The sequence below is a fragment of the Nitrincola salilacus genome (genome assembly GCF_046271865.1).
Classification (GTDB): Bacteria; Pseudomonadota; Gammaproteobacteria; order Pseudomonadales; family Balneatricaceae; genus Nitrincola; species Nitrincola salilacus.
Genome location: NZ_CP176580.1, coordinates 4,020,658 through 4,039,299 on the forward strand (window position 1 = coordinate 4,020,658; position 18,642 = coordinate 4,039,299).

Consider the following 18,642-nt stretch of genomic DNA (forward strand, 5'->3'; position numbering starts at 1 on the left):
TGATATAACAACCGCTACGGTGAGGTTCGATGATAAAAAAGTTTTTTGATAGCTTTAGCACAACCCTGTATCTGCAGGTCTGGGAACACCGAATCAAAGTAACCGATGTATCAACAGGCAGAACCTTCGATGAGGTCCCAAATGTCAAAATTGTGACCAATGCAAAGGGTGAGAAAATAATTGCGGCCATTGGGAACCAAGCGAACAACACCCAAGAGCCGAATGCCGTGGTAGTGAACCCTTTCTCCCACCCTCGCACGCTGCTTAATGATTTCCTTGTTGCTGAGAAATTTCTCCAGGAAGCCTTCAAGACCCTACTGGGTAAAAAACTGTTCTCCCCTGCCCCCGCAGTTGTTATCCAGTTGATGGAAAAGACTGAAGGTGGTTTAACTCTGATCGAGATAAGGGCTTTCAAAGAATTAGCTCTAGGTGCCGGAGCACGACGTGTCGCTGTGCATCAGGGAGACGAACTATCACCGCGCACAATCAGGTTTGATCAGATGGTTGAAGCTGAAACTTCTGGCCTCGGCACAAGGACGTGACACGTGAACTATATCAAAAGACATTGGCGCGGCGAGCTTTCGCTGGCGATCTCATTCTGGGTCAATGTTGTTCTTCTCAACGTCATCATCAAGTCATTCGAAGCCTGGTTCACTCATACCCAACCCATTGATCATCCGCAAGTAGCCGCTCAGTTCACAATTATCTACATTGCTGTCGGCCTGCTCATTATCTATCCATGGCAGCTAGTAGGCTTGTGGCGCGCATGTATTCGCCACAAAGCTCAAACCAACAAAACCGGCTGGGCGGCCACGGCACAGGTTATGGCGGTTTTCAGCATTATCGCAACAGCCGGCAACTTGTACAAAACCGGGCCTGTGTATAAGGATCTGTATCAGGTTGGCTTCGAGAAGGATGTGTATGACGACTACACCCTCGAGCTGAAGAACGATAACTCTGTGATCCACTTACAGGGCACCCTTGGTTTCGGGATCTCCAGAGAGGTCTCCAAGCTACTCGATAAGCACCCCAGCGTTACACGCATCGTTCTGGACAGCCGCGGCGGGCGAATCTACGAAGGGCGTGAGCTATCCAAGCTTATCCTGGCCCATGGCCTGGATACTTACTCGCTGACAGGCTGCTATTCCGCCTGCACCACGGCTTTTATTTCAGGCAATAGTCGTTATCTGACACCAGAGGCGAACCTGGCATTTCACCAATATCACGTGGATTATGAGCATCTGGCCGAACATGCCGATGTTGCTGCTGAAGAAGAGAAAGACCTCCTCATATTCGAGCGCCAGGGGGTTGCGCCAGAGTTTCTGGAACGATTGTTCAGCGCTCGCCACGATGATTTGTGGTATCCGACTAAACAGGAGATGCTCGACGCTCATGTCATTAATGACATTGTTAACTCATCTGATGTGATGACAGCTTCCTCTGGGAAGAGTGCATACGATTTCCACGCTGAGCTTTTGGGCCTCTCTGCATTTCAGTCGATTAAACGCTACGAACCCGAGACATACCAAAGCCTCATAGTGGCACTGGATGAGCTGGCCAGTAAGGGCGCCGGTGAAACAGAGCTACAAAGCGCTATCGCCCAGCATGTCATGGCACTCGCTATCAGCACCATGCCTCAAGCAAGTAATGAGGCGCTGATTGGTTTTGCAAAAGCAACGATTGATATTCTCGCTAAGCTTGAGCAGGTAGACCCGATTCTGTGCCTTAAAAATCTCTACCCGGACCAGTTCGGCAGCATGAATCCTTCTGCCCATCTGTCTGATGAGGAGATGATGCCGATGGTGGATGCCTTGAACCTTGTTATCGTTGATGCCCACGAGAAGGAAACGCCACCACTCGATGAATACGCAGCCGAGGAGTTGATGCAGACTATCGTGACGAATCTTGGCGATGCCGCCAATCATCTTGAGACCGTCGGCCTTCAGAGCCGGGCGCAATACAAGCAGCACTGCGACGCGGTGATTATGCTTTACGATTTGATCCTAGCCGAAGACATAGCCACGGCAGGTAATGGCTTACGATATCTATTCAGTCAGTAAGTGATACAGGATGCAACTCTTGCCTGATGCGTGACAGTAAGGGAAGGGAATGGGCCACGATTACCGTTTGGTAAAACTATCGGCTTGATAAAACAGTTTCAAATAGCAACATAATTTAGGAGCAATAATGAAATCACACTTTAAAGCACTTTTACTGCTAGTCACAATCTCTCTCTTTTTAGGTGGCTGCGCGACTAACCGTGGTGTTCTGGACCTGGATGTACCCGACTCTGCCAGCACAGAGCAACCTAATGGAAAATCTGTCTATATCAACTCAGTCACAGACAATCGCATCTTTGAACAGAATCCAGCAACTCCCGATATTCCATCATTGGGCTTTGGTGGTTCTGAAAGTGCATCTGCGGAGTTGAAGCACCGGGCTATCGCAAGAAAGCGTAACTCTTATGGAAAAGCACTTGGGGATATTCTGCTTCCAGAAAACAGAACCGTTGAGTCCGTCATTACTGATTCGCTCGTCAGATCACTGTCTGAGCTAGGGTACGTTATTGTTGAAAATCAATCTGATATAACGGATGAGACAATCATAATTGACACTTCTATCGAAAAATTCTGGTCATGGATGAACCCCGGCTTCTGGGCGTTAACGCTTACTTCAGAAATCGAAACGAATATCTCTATCTCCTCACCTGAATCGGACACAAAAAAGATCCAAGCCAGAACAGAGGGTAAGTTTCAGATCGCCAACACAAGCAGTTGGACAGAGATCATGATGCTCAACCTCGAGAAATACAATGAAGAGGTGAAAGAGCAGTTTTAATCAGTAGTGGCACTGGTAGTATTCCCAACATATCCAGGAAGGTGAGCTTTATTCAGCAGTTCACCTTCCTGACCCGCGCCTTGCTATTCGGTAACGGAAAACGGCACACCAAGGCCACAAGTCTGTGTTGATGTTTTAGTCGCTGAGAATTTATGGGACAGCCCACCATGTGGGTTGCATTGCAATGAATATAGTAAGCGCGGCAAACACGAACCAATATAAAATCGCTAGCCGGATATTCTTATATAAAATACAGGACACACCCCATAATACAAAACTGACAAAAGCTGCTGCATAATAGATTAGAACACCATAGACGCCGACCCCTTTCCCAGCTTGAATAAAATCTCGAAAAGATAAAATCATATCAATCCCTGCACCAAGTAGTAATACTAATGATAAAACGTATGAAAAATAGCAGAGCAGTTTTCTATCAACTTTCATCATTGGTTTTGGCAAGTTCCGAAAATACTTCAGCAGCTGTGAGAACGAAGTCTTTAATCAGTCAGTAGTGATACCGCAACTGGGCGATAAGCAAAGCGTCATCCGTGACTTTGTAAACCATACGGTCTTCTTCGTTGATGCGACGAGACCAGTAACCAGTCAATCCGTGTTTCAGGGGCTCAGGCTTGCCGATACCATCAAATGGCTCCCGCTTTATTTCCTTGATCAACTTGTTGATTCGGTTCAGGACTTTTTTGTCGGTTTTCTGCCAATACTGATAGTCCTCCCAAGCATGTTCAGAGAATATTAGTTTCATTCAAGAAGTTCCTTTTCCTGACCACCACCTTGCTCTAGTTCGGTAACAGACTCCAATAGACGACGCGCGTTCTTCGGAACACGAAGGAGGTACGCGGTTTCCTGCAACGCTTCGTAATCTTCTAGAGAGATCATTACCACTGACTGAGCTTTACTCCGGGTAATGATAACTGGCGAATGGTCTTCGCAGACCTGTTCCATAGTTTTTGCTAAGTTGGTTCTAGCTGCTGTGTAGCTAATGGCATCCATAGTGCACCCCTTGTACAGGATATTGATCATGTACATTATGACGTACGATGATATATTTCACAATCGACTGTACAGTCAACAATAAAGAGTGATTTGCCTTAATCGCAAGCGGGGCCAGTTTCTGGCCACAGCAACAGGCCCCAGCCATACTCATCATCCCTGCCCTTTTCACCCAGATCCTGGGTATTGTTGGCCCAGTTGATGGTAGCTCCACGTTTGGCATGCAGCGCCATAAACGCAGTCACAAAGGCTGTGGCATAGGAGCTGCCAGATCGGTAGGAGCCATTGCCGTGGCTGTTGGCAAGCCATAGGTCTACCCCCGGCGCGGCTACGTCGATATAGCTACCGGTATTGGCATGGCGGTAACGCCTGGCCGCCGCATCGACAGCCGTGACTGCTACGACACCCGGATCTGCCGCTGGATACACCGCTGGAGCATTGGCACCACTGTTACCTCCCGCCGCCACGACTGTCACATCACCCGCCAGAATACTCTCAAGAGCCCAGGACAGGGCCCGATTTCGTGGGCCACCCAAGCTCATATTGATCGCATCCACATTTTGAGAGTGCAGCCAATCCAGCCCATCGAGTAGGTATTCGGTGGTGGTTTGTGGGCCGTTTGCACCTTCACGAAACACCTCAGCCACCAAAATCGCAGCACCCGGCAGCAAACTGACGAACTCAGTATTGGCACTGCCCGCCAATAGCACGGCAAGTGCCGTTCCGTGATCACGTGGCGCTGGTGTTTCTCGGCCAATAAAGGAGCTCTGGGTTAGCGCAACATTGGTCAGAGCAGGATGTGTGCTTTCGGCTGAGGTATCCAGCACACCGATCCGCAGTTGCTCAACACAGGCTGGCGCTGGCTGCTGCCAGCCGATCTGGCGGCTACTGTAGGTTTTGGGGTCATTCCCTTGCAGTTGATAGCGATGATTGGCATCGATCACTGCATCGGGAAAACGCGCCTGCAACTGAGTAACAGTGTCCGCCACGTTAGCATCCGCAGGCATGCGCATGACGCTCATGACCATGCCCAGTGCATCCAGTGGTTTACGCGTTTTGATGCGTATGCCTTCGGCGCTGAGCGCTTGTGCCAGGGTCTGCGCCTCGGCCATGGTACGCGTGACTATCAGGAGCTGTGCCGGTTCTATGTCGTCATCGCTGAGTGGGGTAGTGGCAGGAGAGCTCGCAGGAGAGGCGGCAGAAACCACCCCAGGCAGCGGCATATCTAACAGGCGCGTGTCTAACGGCTCAGGTGCGGCAGGTGTCGTGGGCACCGCGGGCGTTGCTGGTGCTGTAGCAGGAGCTGCTGTAGATGCAGGGGCATCTGAAGGCGTAGTTGTGGGTGCTGCCGTGGAAGTCGCAGGCTCCTCACGTGGAGCCGTCGGTTGTGCAGGGGCGGTCGGCTGTGACGGTGCGGGCCGGGGCTGAACAGAGGGCTGAACAGAGGGCTGAACAGAGGGTTGAGCAGACGGTTGAACAGAGGGCTGAGCAGTGGGCTGAGCTGGTGGCTGTGGACGCGTAGGTGGCGACTCTACCCGGAAGGTCGAGTCGCTCGAACTTTGCGTTGGCACCGCCTGCTGCTGGGCGATACTGCTCATAGACAGGAGCAGGAGCGCCAGCCCCAACATTCTGCATTTCACCGCAGCGACGCCTCTTGTACCAGTGCACTGGCGCGCAACTGTGCCAGCGCCTGATCAACATCGGCACCCGCCGGCAGGCTGATATCATAGAGGCCAAGCGCTCCTGGCCCACGCACGATGTCGCCTTCAACAGCCATCAGTAGTGCCTGCACGTCGGCCAGTTCTGCTCCGGGTGCGAACACCACCTGCAGCACACCGCCCTGCTCCACTGTGGGGCCAGACAACACCTGTATCCCACTGGCATCTGTCTGTTTGTCCTGATACAACACCATTGTGGTGGTTTGCACGATCAGTACAAAGCTGGCGGCAATGGCTGCTGGCTTCCAGAAGCGCCACGGTGTGGAGGCTGGTGCCTGTTGCTGGCTCTCCTCGTATTGTTTGATATCCTTTTTCAGCCGCGCCAGACCCAGCTCTCCAGGAGGCGTCACCTCTTCTTGCTTCATACCCTGGCGCAAGGCGCTCATAAAGTCCGCTTCGCGGGCCAGAGCTTCATCAGCCTCCAGCGCCTGATGTAACTTTTCGCGCTCGGCTTCGTCCAGGGTTCCGTTGATGTATTGGACCAATTTGTCGTCGTTGCTCATGGGACCGCCGTTAACCGTTCAAGTTGTTTTTTCACCAGATTCTTGGCATGAAATATTCGCGATTTCACTGTGCCTTCCGGTACTCCGAAGATCTCGCCAATCTCGCGATAGTTGAGATCTTCATAAAACGCCAGATGCAGCACTTCGCGGTGTTCCGCTGATAGCTTGGACATGGCCTGCTTCAGCAATCTGGCATCCTGGGCCGCACTCACCAGTTGTTCCTGTTGAACCCCCGGCGACTCGTCTGCTATATCTTCGGCCTCATCCAGGTGCTCGTGCTTTTTCTGCGTACGGTAGTGATCCATCACTTTGAAGTGGGCTATCCCGAATAACCAGGTTTTCACCAAGGATCGGCCTTCAAATTTATCGGCCGACTTCCACACTTCCATCATTACCTCATTAAGTATGTCGGCGGCAGCGTGAGAATCGTTCAATCTCGTTAGTACAAATCGATAAACTGCTGATTGGTACAGCCGGTAGAAGGCCGCAATGGCATTCTGGTCCTTGCGGGCGATCGCCTGTAACAGCGCCAGCCCCTCAGAGTCTTGTTCAGTTGTCATATTCCTTTCCCTGTGGACAAAACATGCGTTTTAATATGCACTTTCAGATGCATTGTTACATGCACTGCCCACAAGGAAAAGCGAGAAAAGGCCTCATGTGCGAGGCCTCTGTTCTGGGTGTGCAGATGGCGTTCAAACAACCTGCTAGGGTGCTGTTCGAATCGCGCGCAAGCTGCTGGCTCCCACAATAAAACCCTCGGCATTAATGGCCAGTACGCGCCAGTAATAGAGGTTATCGTTGGCCAGATGATCGCGCGCCATGTCGCTCAGCGATGCGCCGGATTGCTCGCCGGGCACCAGCAGGCCTGCAATGGGTGACACAGGTAGTGACACTTCCGCCACCGAATTAAACGTCAGCGCAGTGCTCAATGCCGGTGAGCCAAGCCCTGCTGCACTTTGATCATAGAGCTCCAGTTGATAGGCATGTACGCCTGATAGTGGCTGCCACTCAAAGCGGGTTCCTGATCCCAGTGACGCATTATCGGCTGGACCTTGCTGACGCATAACCCGGACTGCGACAGGTGACTGATCGGCACTGCCACCCACCATGTAGCGTATGGTCAGCGGCTGCTCGATGCCTGCTGGTTGAAGCACCACAAAGCGCAGCAGGTAAAGCCCACTACTGTTGCTTGGCAAAGGTGGGCTTTGCAGAAGGATCTCCTGCCCGCCTCCCAGGTATTGCTGCACCTGACGCAGTGGAATAAACACCGGCTCACCCGCAGTGCTGGATGGTGTCGCCAGTTCCCACTGTGCGCGCAATAGTCCGGCGCGCTGATAACGCATTCTCAGTTGTGCTGCCAGTGGTTCGCCAGGTTGCAGCACACGGGTTTGCTCGCCGGTATCAAAGCGCAGCGACATCTGCTGAATATCCACCGCGCTATCGATCGGCAGCGGCGTCGGCACTGGTTCAGGAGTGGGCTGGGGTTCTGGCTGTGGTGTGGGATCAGGTGCTGGGCCTGGTGTTGGATCTGGTGTAGGACCTGGTACCGGAGTGGGTGTCGGCGCAGACATCAGATTTATCGTGATCTGGCCCTGCCTCACACTTCCACCGGGCACGGAAAACTGCCTTCTGAAGGTCAATTGTGTTGCCCCAAGATTTCCGGCTTGCTGGGTAACACTGGACGAGAGCTGCAGGCTTTCCTGAATCTGAAAAGAGACACTCGGCGAGCTGGATGGAATATTAACCACCTGACTTAACGGCGTGCCAATTGTTTGCAGATTTTGGTTATTGGCCAACAGCATGCCGCCATTGGAGTTAACGGTGAGTGCGCCAGCGCTCGCTCCAATCGTGGAGCTGACACTACCGCGCCAGATTATCTGTACTACAGACGCTTGCCCGACCACCGCATTGCCCATCACCTGACAGTTGAAGCCGGCATCACAGAGCGCGTCTATATTGGCGTACACGCCGCCGCTGATACTGGTAACTATCGCCATGATAATAACCCTGATAGTTTTGAATATGCGCTGAGTATTCATTGCGCGACTCCTGAAGATTGAATGGGCAAGGTGGTTCTAAGGGTCAGAAACACCTGATAGTTGTCATTGTTGTTTTCGCCAAACAGGCGATCGCGGTAATCCTGATTGCTGAGGCTGAGCGAAACATCCAGCCCGAATCGATTGGGTTTGGGCTTTTTGGCATGCCAGAGCAGCTCTGCAGCCAGATATTGATTGCGGTTGTCTTGTAGATAAAAGGGGTCATTGAGCGCCCGATTGTCACTGCTGATAAAGCTCAGTTCTCCTTTGAGCCGTTCTGGCAGTATCACAACACTGCTCGACAGACTGAATAGGGTGTTGTACGACACTGCATCGTAATCGCGATTGTGCATACGCTGGCGTTCCCATCCCGGTTGCAGGGTAACGCGGCTGCCGATTGGAAAGTTGGCATTGGCAAAAACCGAGTGGATACGGCTATCACTCTGGAAATCGGTAAAATCATCAAACGTCTGATAGCTGGAGCCGACACTCCAGCTCCAACGACTGGCGGCAAAGGCCGCGCTGAGTGAAACGCTCTCGGAGAGCATATCCTGTCTGGCAAAACCCTCGGCTGTGCGAGCATCGCGGAATTTGTTACGTTCAACTGCCAGGTTGAGACTGGGTGAGCCCAGCAACGTGCGCCAACGCTCTACCTCGGCGTCATTGTTGCTGTAGAAATGACTGTAAGTGATATCAGCACGCGCCTGGTGGAGCTTGGTGAGTGAGCGCGCCGGATCATTATCGGTATTATTATGTTCAGTGCCGAGCGAGGCGTTAACACTCCAGTTACCCGTAGCATACTGGGTAAACAATCTTTTTGAATTGCGGTCGGCGGGTAAAAATGGATTAGCCAGGCTCTGGTAGGCAAGACCGACTTGTTTAACCTCTGCACCGAGGCTGAGAACTCCCTCATCCAGAGTTGGCGTAGCCACCACCAGTGCACTGTAGGCGCTGTCGGAGTGCTTATCTGCGTCCATGCCCAACAGTTTTGTATCCGTTGCTGCTCTTTCCACTCGCATCCGCAGCTGATGTGTAAACCAGTGAGTATCCAGCGCCATATTCCAGCCGCTGCCCTCTGTTATGAGGGCTTGCTGTTGCCAGTTGCCATAACCCGCATCACCACGCTTGCCACTGATAAAACCTGCGGATAAATGCCCTTCATGGCTGGCTGAACTCCACAAGCGCGTATGCATGACACCGCCCTGATAGAGGTTGTCGTTGTCGTTCAGGCCCAGGGTATCCCTGGCACCCACTTGGTCCTGGGCACTCATGCCGAACAGGGTCAGCTGTGTGTTCATTGGCTGCCACTGACTGTTGATCGACACGCCCCGCTTCTCATAGCCATCGAATAAGAGGTCGCTGCTCGCCACCGCATGATGGCCCACATTCACACCAAAGTGCTCGCCCTGTGCAGTCGCCAGAAAAGTGCCCAGATCCAGTGCTTTGCCAGAAGCCGAATAGTCCGTGTTATCGGCGTACAGAATATCCATATGGCCGCTCAGATGGGCGATATCAGTTGTGCTTGATCCCTGAAAACTGCCACTGCCTTGTGCGCTGAAGGCACTTTCAGATGCATTATCTGAGGAGTAGTCACTACTCTCAGCCAAACGCTGTGTAGCGCTTAAATCAACTTGCCCTGTCAGTGAGCTATCCTGGAAAAATCCCGGGGTACGCACGTTAAATAGCCAGTAGCCCACCTCGTGCACACTGCCATCATCTCCATAACCCACAACCCTGAGTTCGTGCTGGCCACTGGGCAGTGGTCTGACTGGAGTGAACAGTAAAGCGCCATCGTCGTATTGCACCAGTGCGGTAACATCAATGCTGTTGAGCTCGACACTTAGCTGAAGCAACAACTCAGCCGGTATCTGATCGGGCAACTGCAAACGTAAAGGCTCTTGTGGCAAGTAGGCTTCACTGGCCTGAGGATCTGCCAGGGATATCTCCAGCAGGGCAAGATCATCCGCTGCAAACCCCAGCGAGACCACAAAAGGTTGCGCCAGTATCAGTGCATTCAGTAATGCCTTTTTCATTTTTCACCCCTGCAGTTACTAGCGAGACCAACCATCGCTGATTCTATTCTTGAGTCGGAGCCAAATCACAAACGGTTCATTCTTTTTTCTGGCACAGATTTCTGCTCTGTGTTTTTCCGGCTGTAAAAAAATTTGAACCGTTTGCGCGCCACCCTCGACTCATCATGTAACGGATATTGTGCTGTCTGAAAATACTGGATATCCCCATGACAATAATAGGAAATTTTGAGATGAAACCAAGAAATGCATTTGTATTGAGCGCTGGCGCTCTGACGATAGGCCTGAGCCTTGGAGCTGTAACCAATCAGGTTTATGCCGCCATGGAGGGCAATTCCGAGTATGTCGAAAATGTCGATGTTGATATCACGGACCGCGCCCCTACTCAGATGATAAGCCGCGCTCCAGATATTATCATTGAAAACAAGGCATTAAATAAACACATAAATGCTCTGGACCTTAAGGTGCAGGGCAATATGGTTCATTTTGAGATCGATGGCTTTGTTCAGTGCAAAAAGGCTAATGGCGTAGATTTTATGGGCGCGTGGGCCTATTTTGGCAATGTCGGTATCGGTGGTTTTGGGCAGCTTGTTACCACAGGGACGCTTCATTCTGACAAAGTTAATGTGGCTTATACCGATAAAGCACATCAAATCGCAGAAGCAACAGAGGACACCTTTTCAGTCTCCCTTGCCAATCTTAAGAATGGACATCCGGCTTTACGCATTGATCCACTCGAAGAGCTGGAAAAAGCACGTCAGGCGTTTAATGGAAGCGATATCGATTTTTATAAGCAGGATCATGAAATTATTGTGCATCGCCCGATTTCACTCGGTGCTATTTGTGGAAAACTCAATAACACCGACAAGCGTTCGGTTGGTTTTGAAACAAAGCAGGCTGGGATCAAGATCATGTATAAGGGTGATCCGGCAATCAATAACAATCCAGTATTGAGCCCGCAACTGGCCGGTAGTGTGCCAGGCCAGGTACAGCAAAATCCGAATCTGCCGTTCCAGCTTGTTAAGGCAGATTTCATGGCCAACATTCCGCACTACCACGGGAAGTGTGTGCCGGATCAGAATCCAAAGATCCGCGTTAATTTTCAGACGGGTGGCGGTAAAGATGGTTTGATGGATATGCGCGTCAAAGCGGTCAGCAATCAGTATGCCGACTACGGATATTATTTCGATACCCAGGGAATCATGATTCAGGCCAACAAAAGCAGCCATATCGACTTCTCGTTCCCGCTGAAGGAGATGCTGTCTGAGAATAAATATTCTTACATGGCAATTTCTAATGGAACAACTCATAACCATAACATGCTTGTTCAGGTGCGCTACAAGAACCAACAAGATGGTCAATGGAGCCAATGGCAGAACTACGACACCGCTGTTTTCAAACACCGCTGCACACCTCAGGTCGCTGTTCCTATGGGTGGCAATGGTGGAAAAGTGGGTTTTGGTAGCGGCGGGAATAATCCTCCGGCGGTTAACGGGATTAATAGCAGAGCGACGAGTGAAGCTGCTGATAAAACCATAAATGCAGCACCTGTTGCACCCAAGCCGGTTGGCACGATAAATAATGCACCCGTTGCGCCAAAGCCTGCTGGAAAAATAAATGCAGCACCGGTAGTACCCAAGCCAGCTGGCACCTTAAACGCAGCTCCCGTCGCGCCCAAACCGATCGGAACGCTGAATGCAGCACCTGTTACACCCAAGCCGATCGGCAGGATACAAGCTGCCCCTGCATCACCCAGACCAATTGGCGCGAGACAGACCCCTGTTGAGCCTAATTGACTATTGAATACTATTATTGAGGAAGCGTATGATTAATTGAGTGAAAAGGATGCAGCTCCCGCCTGATGATGAGCAGGTGGCGGAGTGCGGGTACGAACGCAATAGGGAGATACTACAAGTGAGAAAGCTGCCTGTCGTAATGAGTACGCTGCTCCTGGTGGCCTGTTCCAGCCATCAGGATGCAGCAGAATCAACTTTCAAAACGGCTCTTCAGGAATATTACACCTCTCATCCTGCCTGCTTCCACGTTGGCCTCAGCTTCCCCTATCGTCTCGCGCAATCTCAACGCACTGGTGCCAGTCAATCTTCTATCCTCAATGAGCTGGTATCGCTCGGCCTGCTGGAGGCTTCTCCCACCGAAATGGAAAGCAGGTCTATCTTTCGTGGCCAACCTGCCAAAATGGAGTCCGCTACACGCTTTGTACTGACAGATCTTGGCCAGCAGGTCACCAGAGCGCCCGAACAACATCTGTTTTCCTCAGGCGGTACACTCTTCTGCTATGGCGATTATGAGGTAACATCTGTCAGCCACTTTTCTGATCCAGCTGACTTTATGGATCATAAGGTTTCACAGGTCTCTTTTGCCTATAAGGCAGTACGCATCGCGGACTGGGCCCTCAACAGCCAGGTGCTGCAACGCCACTTCAGCCAGATCACACGAGATATCCAATCAGAACAGGCCCCCATTGAGGAGCGCACCACGCTGATACTGACCAACGAGGGGTGGGTTCATGAGCGTCTTTCGGTGAATTCCCGGATAACCAGTCGCTAGATAAGAAGAGCGCTTCTGAGCCCCCACTTGTTGCATGTCGTTACTGGCTCACCTACAATTTCAATGATAATTATTTATATTCTTATTAATATTGATATTTGGATTAAGATGATATCTAAACCTTACACCTACCTTTCCTGCTTCTGCATGGGACTGTCGCTCCCTTCTGCCTGGGCTCAGGAGAATACTACCTCTCTACCGGCATTAGTCATCACTGGCCAGCAAACACCCTATATTCGACTGTCCGAAACGGCGACTAAAACAGATCTGGATCTTCTTGATACCCCGTTGAGCGTCAATATCGTCAATGAAAACCTGATGCGCGACTTGCAGGCAGAAACTCTGGCCGATGTGTACCCCTATATTGTCGGCCTCAGCCAGTCAGGTAATAACGCCAACAGCTTCACGCTACGCGGTTTATCATCGGGCCTGCAGAATGTTCAGGCCAATGGATTACCTGGCCTGGCATCGCGTTTTGGCTCGCCCTCTACAGCTAATATTGAGCGCGTCGAGGTATTGAAAGGCCCTTCATCCGTTTTGTATGGCTTGATGGAACCCGGTGGCTTGGTCAATATTGTTACTAAAAAACCGGAAGCACAGAGCAGCACCAGTGTCAGCATGAGCGGTCGTAGCTATGCATCCGAAAACTCCAGGTTCGGCTCAGATAATGGCGCGTCACTGACCTTCGATACCACTGGTTCGGCCAGCGACGATGACGACCTGCTTTATCGTTTTATCGCCAGCGCCAAGAATATTGATTCATTCCGGGATGGCGTTAATGACAGCAGCATTTATTTATATCCCACTCTGACATACCAGTTCACTCCCGAGATAAAGGGTACGGTCGGCATGGAGTATGTGAGAGAGCGCCGTGATGCTGATGATGGACTGGTAGCCGCCAATAGCGACATCAATCAAACGGCTCCACTATCAACGCGCTATCAGAAGAAAGGCGACCTGGATAACGATGAAGGGCTGGTTTTATTTGGTCATCTGGAAAACCAACTGAGTGACAGCACCCTTTTCAGATTGAATCTGCGCAGCGTTTACCATGAGGATGAGCGCAAGCTGTATGAGAATAACCGCGTGAGCGATGCAGCCAATATCTCGGATGCCTCACTGAGACGCCGAGACCGTCATCAGCTTAATAAGCGTGAATACCATTTCGTGGATGCCAACCTGTCGCACAAATTTGAGACAGGGGCTCTGTTTCATAACCTGCTCGTCGGTATCAATGGCGGCTTTGAACGTGCGGACTTTAATCGTATCCGGTTTGGCGCCAATGTATCACCAAATATCAGCGTGCTTGACCCCATGTCTGACTCTGGCGTACCGGTTGCAATTCAGTCAGGTAACCACCGCGTAACTGACTACTACAACGCCGGAATCTATATTCAGGATACTGTAGATCTGAATGAGCATGTCTCGGTTATGCTGGGCGGTCGGTTCGATACGCAACATACCCGCTTCAGTGAAAAACACACGGATATCCACGAAACACAAAACACCCGGAAGCTCCTGCCTCAGGCGGGGGTTGTTTTTCGTGCGACCGATTCTGTCTCGCTATACGCCAGCCACACTGAATCATTCAATCCTAACAGTATTGAAAGAAGAGCCGCTGATGGCAGTAGCTTTGATCCGGAACTCGGCAGCCAGAATGAGATAGGCATCAAGGCAGCACTGTTGGATGACAGACTGAATCTGACGGTTGCCGGTTATAAAATCACAAAAAGCAATATTACTGAGCGAAATTCAGCAGGTGACTATGAACTGCTCGGTGAGCTTGAGAGCACAGGATATGAACTGGAGCTACAGGCGCTACCTGTGGAAAACTGGCAAATTCGTGTGGGATATGCGAATGTTGATTCAGTCGTATCAGCCAGCCCGAACTCTGCACTGGTTGGCAAGGTGAATGCGTTTGCCCCCAGACACAATGCGTTTATCTGGACTCGATATAACCTGCCGCAACAGGTCTGGGGTGGTACTGTCGGTGCTTCTTTGGGGATGAATTATCAGTCGAAGCAGTTTTCCAATGTGAACCCTGCTTCGCAGGTCGAAATGCCGGGATATACGCGCACCGACCTGGGTTTCTACTATGATCTGAAGCAGTACCGCTTCGCCATGAACATTGAAAACCTGTTTGACAAGACCTACTACACAGGCGGAAACAACAACACGAAACTGTACCCCGGTGCTCCTCGCCTGATTACGCTTTCGTTCAAAACAACCTTTTAGGACCTTTACACCGCCTGACGCTGGCGAACCACTTCAAACAGGCATACGCCGGTGGCTACCGATACGTTCAGGCTGCTGATCTGTCCCAGCATCGGGATTTTAACCAGCTGGTCGCAATGTTCGCGGGTCAAACGGCGCATGCCTTTGCCTTCTGCGCCCATAACCAGTGCCATGGAGCCTTTCAGATCAACTTCATACAGGGTATGTTCTGCTTCGCCGGCCGTGCCGGTAATCCAGACGCCAGCTGCCTGCATTTTCTGCATGCTTCTGGCCAGATTGGTAACTTGAATATAGGGTACTGTTTCTGCCGCGCCACAGGCGACCTTGTTGACAGTGGCATTCAGTGGTGCGGATTTGTCTTTCGGGGCAATCACAGCCTGAACACCAGCTGCTTCGGCAGTACGCAGGCAGGCACCCAGATTATGCGGGTCAGTCACGCCATCCAGCACCAGCAGCAATAAAGATTCATCGGTATTGTCCAGCAGGTAATCGAGATAGGTCTCGTCTTGCGCCTGCATCGGTTTGCAATCGGCAACAATTCCCTGATGTACGCCGCCAGCCATATCATCCAGGCGTTTACGCGCCGTCATCTGCACCGAGATACCCAGCTTGCTGGCTTCTTCCAACAGAAGTTGCAGGCGGGCATCCTCCCGGCCACTGAGTACAAAAAGAGATTTGATGCGATTGGGATCCTGCTTGAGCAGGGATGTGACGGCATGTATGCCGAAGACGATTTCAGAAGCCATGACCGACCTGTGGAATAAGTAATGCGTAAGTGGATGTTATCGGCGCCATTCTAGCACAGGGTCGATAATCAGGCATGCTGATACGAGCGGGCTGTTGCTTCAGTCGATCTGATCCGTGTCGGGATTGAAGATCGCATAGCGGTTACGTCCGGCCTGTTTGGCAATATACATCGCCTGATCAGCATGTCGCAGCAGGGTGTCGCCGTCTGAGTTGTCATCCGGGAAGAAAGTGATCCCGATACTGGTCGAAACCATTACCGTCTGCCCATCGAGCAGGAAGGGGGCTGAGATCGCCTCCTGCACACGCAACATGATCAGTTCGACCTGCACAGGCTCTTCCAGATCACACAGCAGCAGTACAAACTCATCCCCGCCGAGGCGCGCCAGGGTATCGCCGCCACGCAGTATCACATTGAAGCGACGCGCCACTTCCACCAATAACGCATCACCTGCCGCATGACCGAGTGAGTCGTTGATCGGTTTGAAGTTATCCAGATCAAGATAGCACACGGCCATCAGCTTGCCCGAACGACGGCTGCGAGTGATCGCAAGCTGCAGCCGCTCGGCCAGCAAGCGGCGATTGGGTACGCCAGTGAGGCTGTCGTACAGAGCCAGGCGCTGCAACGCCTCTTCCTGATCCTTGAGCTGGCTGATGTCGCTGAACACGCTGACATGGTGCAGCACCTTACCATGATCATCACGCACCGCCGCCACCGACATGATCTTGGGATAGATCTCGCCGTTTTTACGTTTGTCCCAGATTTCGCCACGCCAATGATCCCGATGATCCAGACTGCTGTAGATGGCATCGAAATACTCTTGACTGTGTTTCCCGGAGCGAAGCAGGCTGGGGTGTTTGCCAATTATTTCCTCGGCCTCATACCCCGTGATGCGGGTAAACGCCGGATTAACATCTACGATTATGTTGTCGGCATCGCTGATCATGATCGCTTCATAGCTGTTGGCAAATACACTCGCGGCCAGACGCAGCTTACGCTCATTCTGTCGCCGCTCGAAGGCACTGATCGACTGGCCCATAATGGCTGCGATGGTACTGATGAATACCTCTTCATCGGGCAGCCACTGGCGTGATCCACCTACATGTTCCAGACAGAGCATACCGACTAATCGCCCTCCGCTGCGGATACCGGCATCCAGCATCGCGCCGATCCCCAGCGGCTTCAGGTAAGGTTCGATCAGATCAACCGTCGCCTCATGGTTTAATACATCTTTGGCATTGAGCCAACCCTGGCGCAGGAGATGGTCAATATAAGCAGGATAATCGGTCTGGCTGAGCAACAGATTTTCTGTTGGCTGCTGCTGCCCCTTCTCATACAGGGAGATACATCGGAATGCATCACCAGTATCAGTCAACAGCCAGATACTCGCACGCTGCACCTCCATGGTTTCGGACACCTCAGACACCAGGCGGTCGGCTATTGCCTGGACACTTTCCTGGTTCAGCGTTTGATCCACCAGCAGCGATGCCAGCAGATTGCGCTGCTGGTTGGCAAAGCGTGTTTTCTGTGCCAGCTCTGCGGTGCGTTCATTGACCTTTTGTTCAAGGCTTTCAAATAGCTCGCGCAGGTGTTTTGCCATCAACTCATAGGCATCGGTCAGTTCATTCACTTCCAGGACCGGTGTGCAGGGCAGTGGCGGTTGTGACCAGTCCATGGCTGACAGCGCCAGCGCCCGTCGTTTGAGCAGCATGACGGGTCGTACCAACCAGCCCGCCAGCCACAAGGCTGCAAGGCCGGCCAAGAGCATTGCTGCAATACTGAGCCACAGAGTCTGATGCAGATTACGGTTCACAAAGGTCATGAACTCGGCGCGAGGAAGTACCACAGCTATTTTCAGGCGCAGGCCAAGTGGGTCAACAAACTCCCGATAGTCCAGCAGATATTCCTGATCGGCATGTGTAAAGCGTACCTGCCCTGATGGATCAGTCTGCCCGGAGATCGAAACACCCGCCGTACGCAACAACGGGTTTACACTATCGGTGGCAAGAACTCTGACATACTGATCATTTTCCAGCTTGTAAGCAGGGTCACCGGTTGAGGTGGCCAACAGTTCTCCATCCCCCTCGGTAATAAAGGCAATTCCGTTCTGGCCGATCGATTCGGCGCTGAGATAACGACTCACCTGCTCCAGAGCGACATCACTGGAGAGTACACCAATCACGCCCTGTTCATTTTCCACCCGAACAGACAAGCCCATACCCAGGTTGTTTTCGTAGAAATAGCGATAAACCGGATACCAGACGGGCCCATCAGCTTCCATCGCAGCAGTGTACCAACCCCGTATGCGAGGGTCATACTCTTCTATTTCGTCCTCAATCGGTTCGCCCAGCCCGTAGTCTACGCCCTGGTGATAGGTGTGCCAGAGCATTTCATTCTGCGGCAACACTGTCATCAGGGTAACATCCAGATTCTCCATATCGCGGCTCGCGCCGACATACACTCCATCCGGGCCACCGAAAGAGATGACCGTCAGGGATGGCAGGCTACTGATCTGTACACTGAACCGGCGCAGCATATCCACCGGGCGCTCTGAGGAGAGATCCCCCGAGAGCAGAGAACGGCGATTGGTCTCAAGCAACAAGCGCTGGATGGAAAAAAATCGCACTAACTGCCCTTCGATACGGTTTCCCACTTCGTGGGAGTAGCCTCTTTCGAAATACTCGGCAGCACGCTGGCCATGGTAGTAAGAGATAGCGCTGATCAGCAAAGTTGTGATCAACAGCAGAAGAAGTACGGGCAGTGAGAACAGAAAACGGAGCGAGTAAGCACTTTTCAGCGAAAAGCACGAGCGGGTTACAGCCTGCTTGGACTCGTCAGCACGCTTGTTCATAACCACCCATTTATTGGTAGTACACCTTCGTTCCTGAAGGTATTTTATTCGGGTCAGATTTGAGTGTAGCGCGCAATTGGCCCTGAAACCAGCAACGAGGTGTGTCAGGG

The 18,642-nt window shown here is 51.9% G+C and carries 15 protein-coding genes; 6 read left to right on the forward strand and 9 right to left on the reverse strand.

Features of this window, described 5'->3' with window-relative positions:
• Positions 1–29: 29 nt before the first annotated feature.
• The 3 genes from ACK3CJ_RS18540 (at position 30) to ACK3CJ_RS18550 (ending at position 2,838) form a co-directional block, all read left to right on the forward strand.
• Positions 30–542: a rod shape-determining protein MreB gene (locus tag ACK3CJ_RS18540; RefSeq protein ID WP_409523688.1), complete on the forward strand. Its 513-nt coding sequence runs from the start codon at positions 30–32 to the stop codon at positions 540–542.
• Between the two features lie 3 nt (positions 543–545).
• Positions 546–2,060, forward strand: a complete 1,515-nt coding sequence (locus ACK3CJ_RS18545; protein ID WP_409523689.1) for a hypothetical protein — start codon at positions 546–548, stop codon at positions 2,058–2,060.
• A gap of 127 nt (positions 2,061–2,187) precedes the next feature.
• Positions 2,188–2,838, forward strand: a complete 651-nt coding sequence (locus tag ACK3CJ_RS18550; RefSeq protein ID WP_409523690.1) for a hypothetical protein — start codon at positions 2,188–2,190, stop codon at positions 2,836–2,838.
• A gap of 505 nt (positions 2,839–3,343) precedes the next feature.
• On the opposite strand, the gene ACK3CJ_RS18555 is transcribed toward ACK3CJ_RS18550, so the two are convergent.
• The 7 genes from ACK3CJ_RS18555 to ACK3CJ_RS18585 form a co-directional block, all read right to left on the reverse strand.
• Positions 3,344–3,598, reverse strand: coding sequence for a Txe/YoeB family addiction module toxin (locus tag ACK3CJ_RS18555; RefSeq protein ID WP_409523691.1), 255 nt, complete (start codon positions 3,596–3,598; stop codon positions 3,344–3,346).
• Positions 3,595–3,846 (reverse strand): type II toxin-antitoxin system Phd/YefM family antitoxin, encoded by a 252-nt coding sequence (locus ACK3CJ_RS18560; RefSeq protein WP_409523692.1) that lies wholly within the window; start codon positions 3,844–3,846, stop codon positions 3,595–3,597. Before ACK3CJ_RS18560 ends, ACK3CJ_RS18555 begins: the two co-directional genes overlap by 4 nt.
• Before the next feature lie 98 nt (positions 3,847–3,944).
• Positions 3,945–5,486 (reverse strand): S8 family serine peptidase, encoded by a 1,542-nt coding sequence (locus ACK3CJ_RS18565; protein WP_409523693.1) that lies wholly within the window; start codon positions 5,484–5,486, stop codon positions 3,945–3,947.
• On the reverse strand, positions 5,483–6,067 hold the full coding sequence (locus ACK3CJ_RS18570) for a hypothetical protein (RefSeq protein ID WP_409523694.1): 585 nt from the start codon (positions 6,065–6,067) through the stop codon (positions 5,483–5,485). Before ACK3CJ_RS18570 ends, ACK3CJ_RS18565 begins: the two co-directional genes overlap by 4 nt.
• A complete protein-coding gene (locus ACK3CJ_RS18575) occupies positions 6,064–6,627 on the reverse strand; it encodes an RNA polymerase sigma factor (protein WP_409523695.1) in 564 nt (187 codons plus the stop codon). The genes ACK3CJ_RS18570 and ACK3CJ_RS18575 overlap by 4 nt, the downstream gene beginning before the upstream one ends.
• Before the next feature lie 144 nt (positions 6,628–6,771).
• Positions 6,772–8,106 carry a hypothetical protein gene (locus ACK3CJ_RS18580; protein ID WP_409523696.1) on the reverse strand — a complete coding sequence of 445 codons (1,335 nt, stop codon included), beginning with the start codon at positions 8,104–8,106 and terminating at the stop codon, positions 6,772–6,774.
• On the reverse strand, positions 8,103–10,136 hold the full coding sequence (locus ACK3CJ_RS18585; protein ID WP_409523697.1) for a hypothetical protein: 2,034 nt from the start codon (positions 10,134–10,136) through the stop codon (positions 8,103–8,105). The genes ACK3CJ_RS18580 and ACK3CJ_RS18585 overlap by 4 nt, the downstream gene beginning before the upstream one ends.
• A 230-nt stretch (positions 10,137–10,366) precedes the next feature.
• Between ACK3CJ_RS18585 and ACK3CJ_RS18590 the strand changes: the two genes are divergently transcribed.
• The 3 genes from ACK3CJ_RS18590 to ACK3CJ_RS18600 all read left to right on the forward strand — a co-directional run bounded on the left by ACK3CJ_RS18590 (position 10,367) and on the right by ACK3CJ_RS18600 (position 14,936).
• The gene (locus tag ACK3CJ_RS18590) at positions 10,367–11,929 is read left to right on the forward strand and encodes a hypothetical protein (protein ID WP_409523698.1); all 1,563 of its coding nucleotides are present in this window, start codon (positions 10,367–10,369) and stop codon (positions 11,927–11,929) included.
• Positions 11,930–12,068: 139 nt separating this feature from the next.
• Positions 12,069–12,701, forward strand: coding sequence for a hypothetical protein (locus tag ACK3CJ_RS18595; protein ID WP_409523699.1), 633 nt, complete (start codon positions 12,069–12,071; stop codon positions 12,699–12,701).
• Positions 12,702–12,809: 108 nt separating this feature from the next.
• The gene (locus ACK3CJ_RS18600; RefSeq protein ID WP_409523700.1) at positions 12,810–14,936 is read left to right on the forward strand and encodes a TonB-dependent siderophore receptor; all 2,127 of its coding nucleotides are present in this window, start codon (positions 12,810–12,812) and stop codon (positions 14,934–14,936) included.
• A gap of 5 nt (positions 14,937–14,941) precedes the next feature.
• Here ACK3CJ_RS18600 and rlmB read toward each other — a convergent pair whose 3' ends face one another.
• Together rlmB and ACK3CJ_RS18610 are read right to left on the reverse strand one after the other, a co-directional pair.
• Positions 14,942–15,682: a 23S rRNA (guanosine(2251)-2'-O)-methyltransferase RlmB gene (rlmB, locus tag ACK3CJ_RS18605; protein WP_409523701.1), complete on the reverse strand. Its 741-nt coding sequence runs from the start codon at positions 15,680–15,682 to the stop codon at positions 14,942–14,944.
• 99 nt (positions 15,683–15,781) lie between these two features.
• Complete coding sequence (locus tag ACK3CJ_RS18610; protein WP_409523702.1) at positions 15,782–18,532, reverse strand: diguanylate cyclase domain-containing protein; 2,751 nt, start codon at positions 18,530–18,532, stop codon at positions 15,782–15,784.
• Positions 18,533–18,642 lie beyond the last annotated feature (110 nt).

Excerpts from the sequence above, each read along its gene's own strand:
- ACK3CJ_RS18540 (WP_409523688.1), top strand. The coding sequence starts at position 30 with ATGATAAAAAAGTTTTTTGATAGCTTTAGCACAACCCTGTATCTGCAG.
- ACK3CJ_RS18550 (WP_409523690.1), top strand. The coding sequence starts at position 2,188 with ATGAAATCACACTTTAAAGCACTTTTACTGCTAGTCACAATCTCTCTC.
- ACK3CJ_RS18555 (WP_409523691.1), bottom strand. The coding sequence starts at position 3,598 with ATGAAACTAATATTCTCTGAACATGCTTGGGAGGACTATCAGTATTGG.
- ACK3CJ_RS18560 (WP_409523692.1), bottom strand. The coding sequence starts at position 3,846 with ATGGATGCCATTAGCTACACAGCAGCTAGAACCAACTTAGCAAAAACT.
- ACK3CJ_RS18570 (WP_409523694.1), bottom strand. The coding sequence starts at position 6,067 with ATGAGCAACGACGACAAATTGGTCCAATACATCAACGGAACCCTGGAC.
- ACK3CJ_RS18575 (WP_409523695.1), bottom strand. The coding sequence starts at position 6,627 with ATGACAACTGAACAAGACTCTGAGGGGCTGGCGCTGTTACAGGCGATC.
- ACK3CJ_RS18580 (WP_409523696.1), bottom strand. The coding sequence starts at position 8,106 with ATGAATACTCAGCGCATATTCAAAACTATCAGGGTTATTATCATGGCG.
- ACK3CJ_RS18585 (WP_409523697.1), bottom strand. The coding sequence starts at position 10,136 with ATGAAAAAGGCATTACTGAATGCACTGATACTGGCGCAACCTTTTGTG.
- ACK3CJ_RS18590 (WP_409523698.1), top strand. The coding sequence starts at position 10,367 with ATGAAACCAAGAAATGCATTTGTATTGAGCGCTGGCGCTCTGACGATA.
- ACK3CJ_RS18595 (WP_409523699.1), top strand. The coding sequence starts at position 12,069 with ATGAGTACGCTGCTCCTGGTGGCCTGTTCCAGCCATCAGGATGCAGCA.
- ACK3CJ_RS18600 (WP_409523700.1), top strand. The coding sequence starts at position 12,810 with ATGATATCTAAACCTTACACCTACCTTTCCTGCTTCTGCATGGGACTG.
- rlmB (WP_409523701.1), bottom strand. The coding sequence starts at position 15,682 with ATGGCTTCTGAAATCGTCTTCGGCATACATGCCGTCACATCCCTGCTC.
- ACK3CJ_RS18610 (WP_409523702.1), bottom strand. The coding sequence starts at position 18,532 with ATGAACAAGCGTGCTGACGAGTCCAAGCAGGCTGTAACCCGCTCGTGC.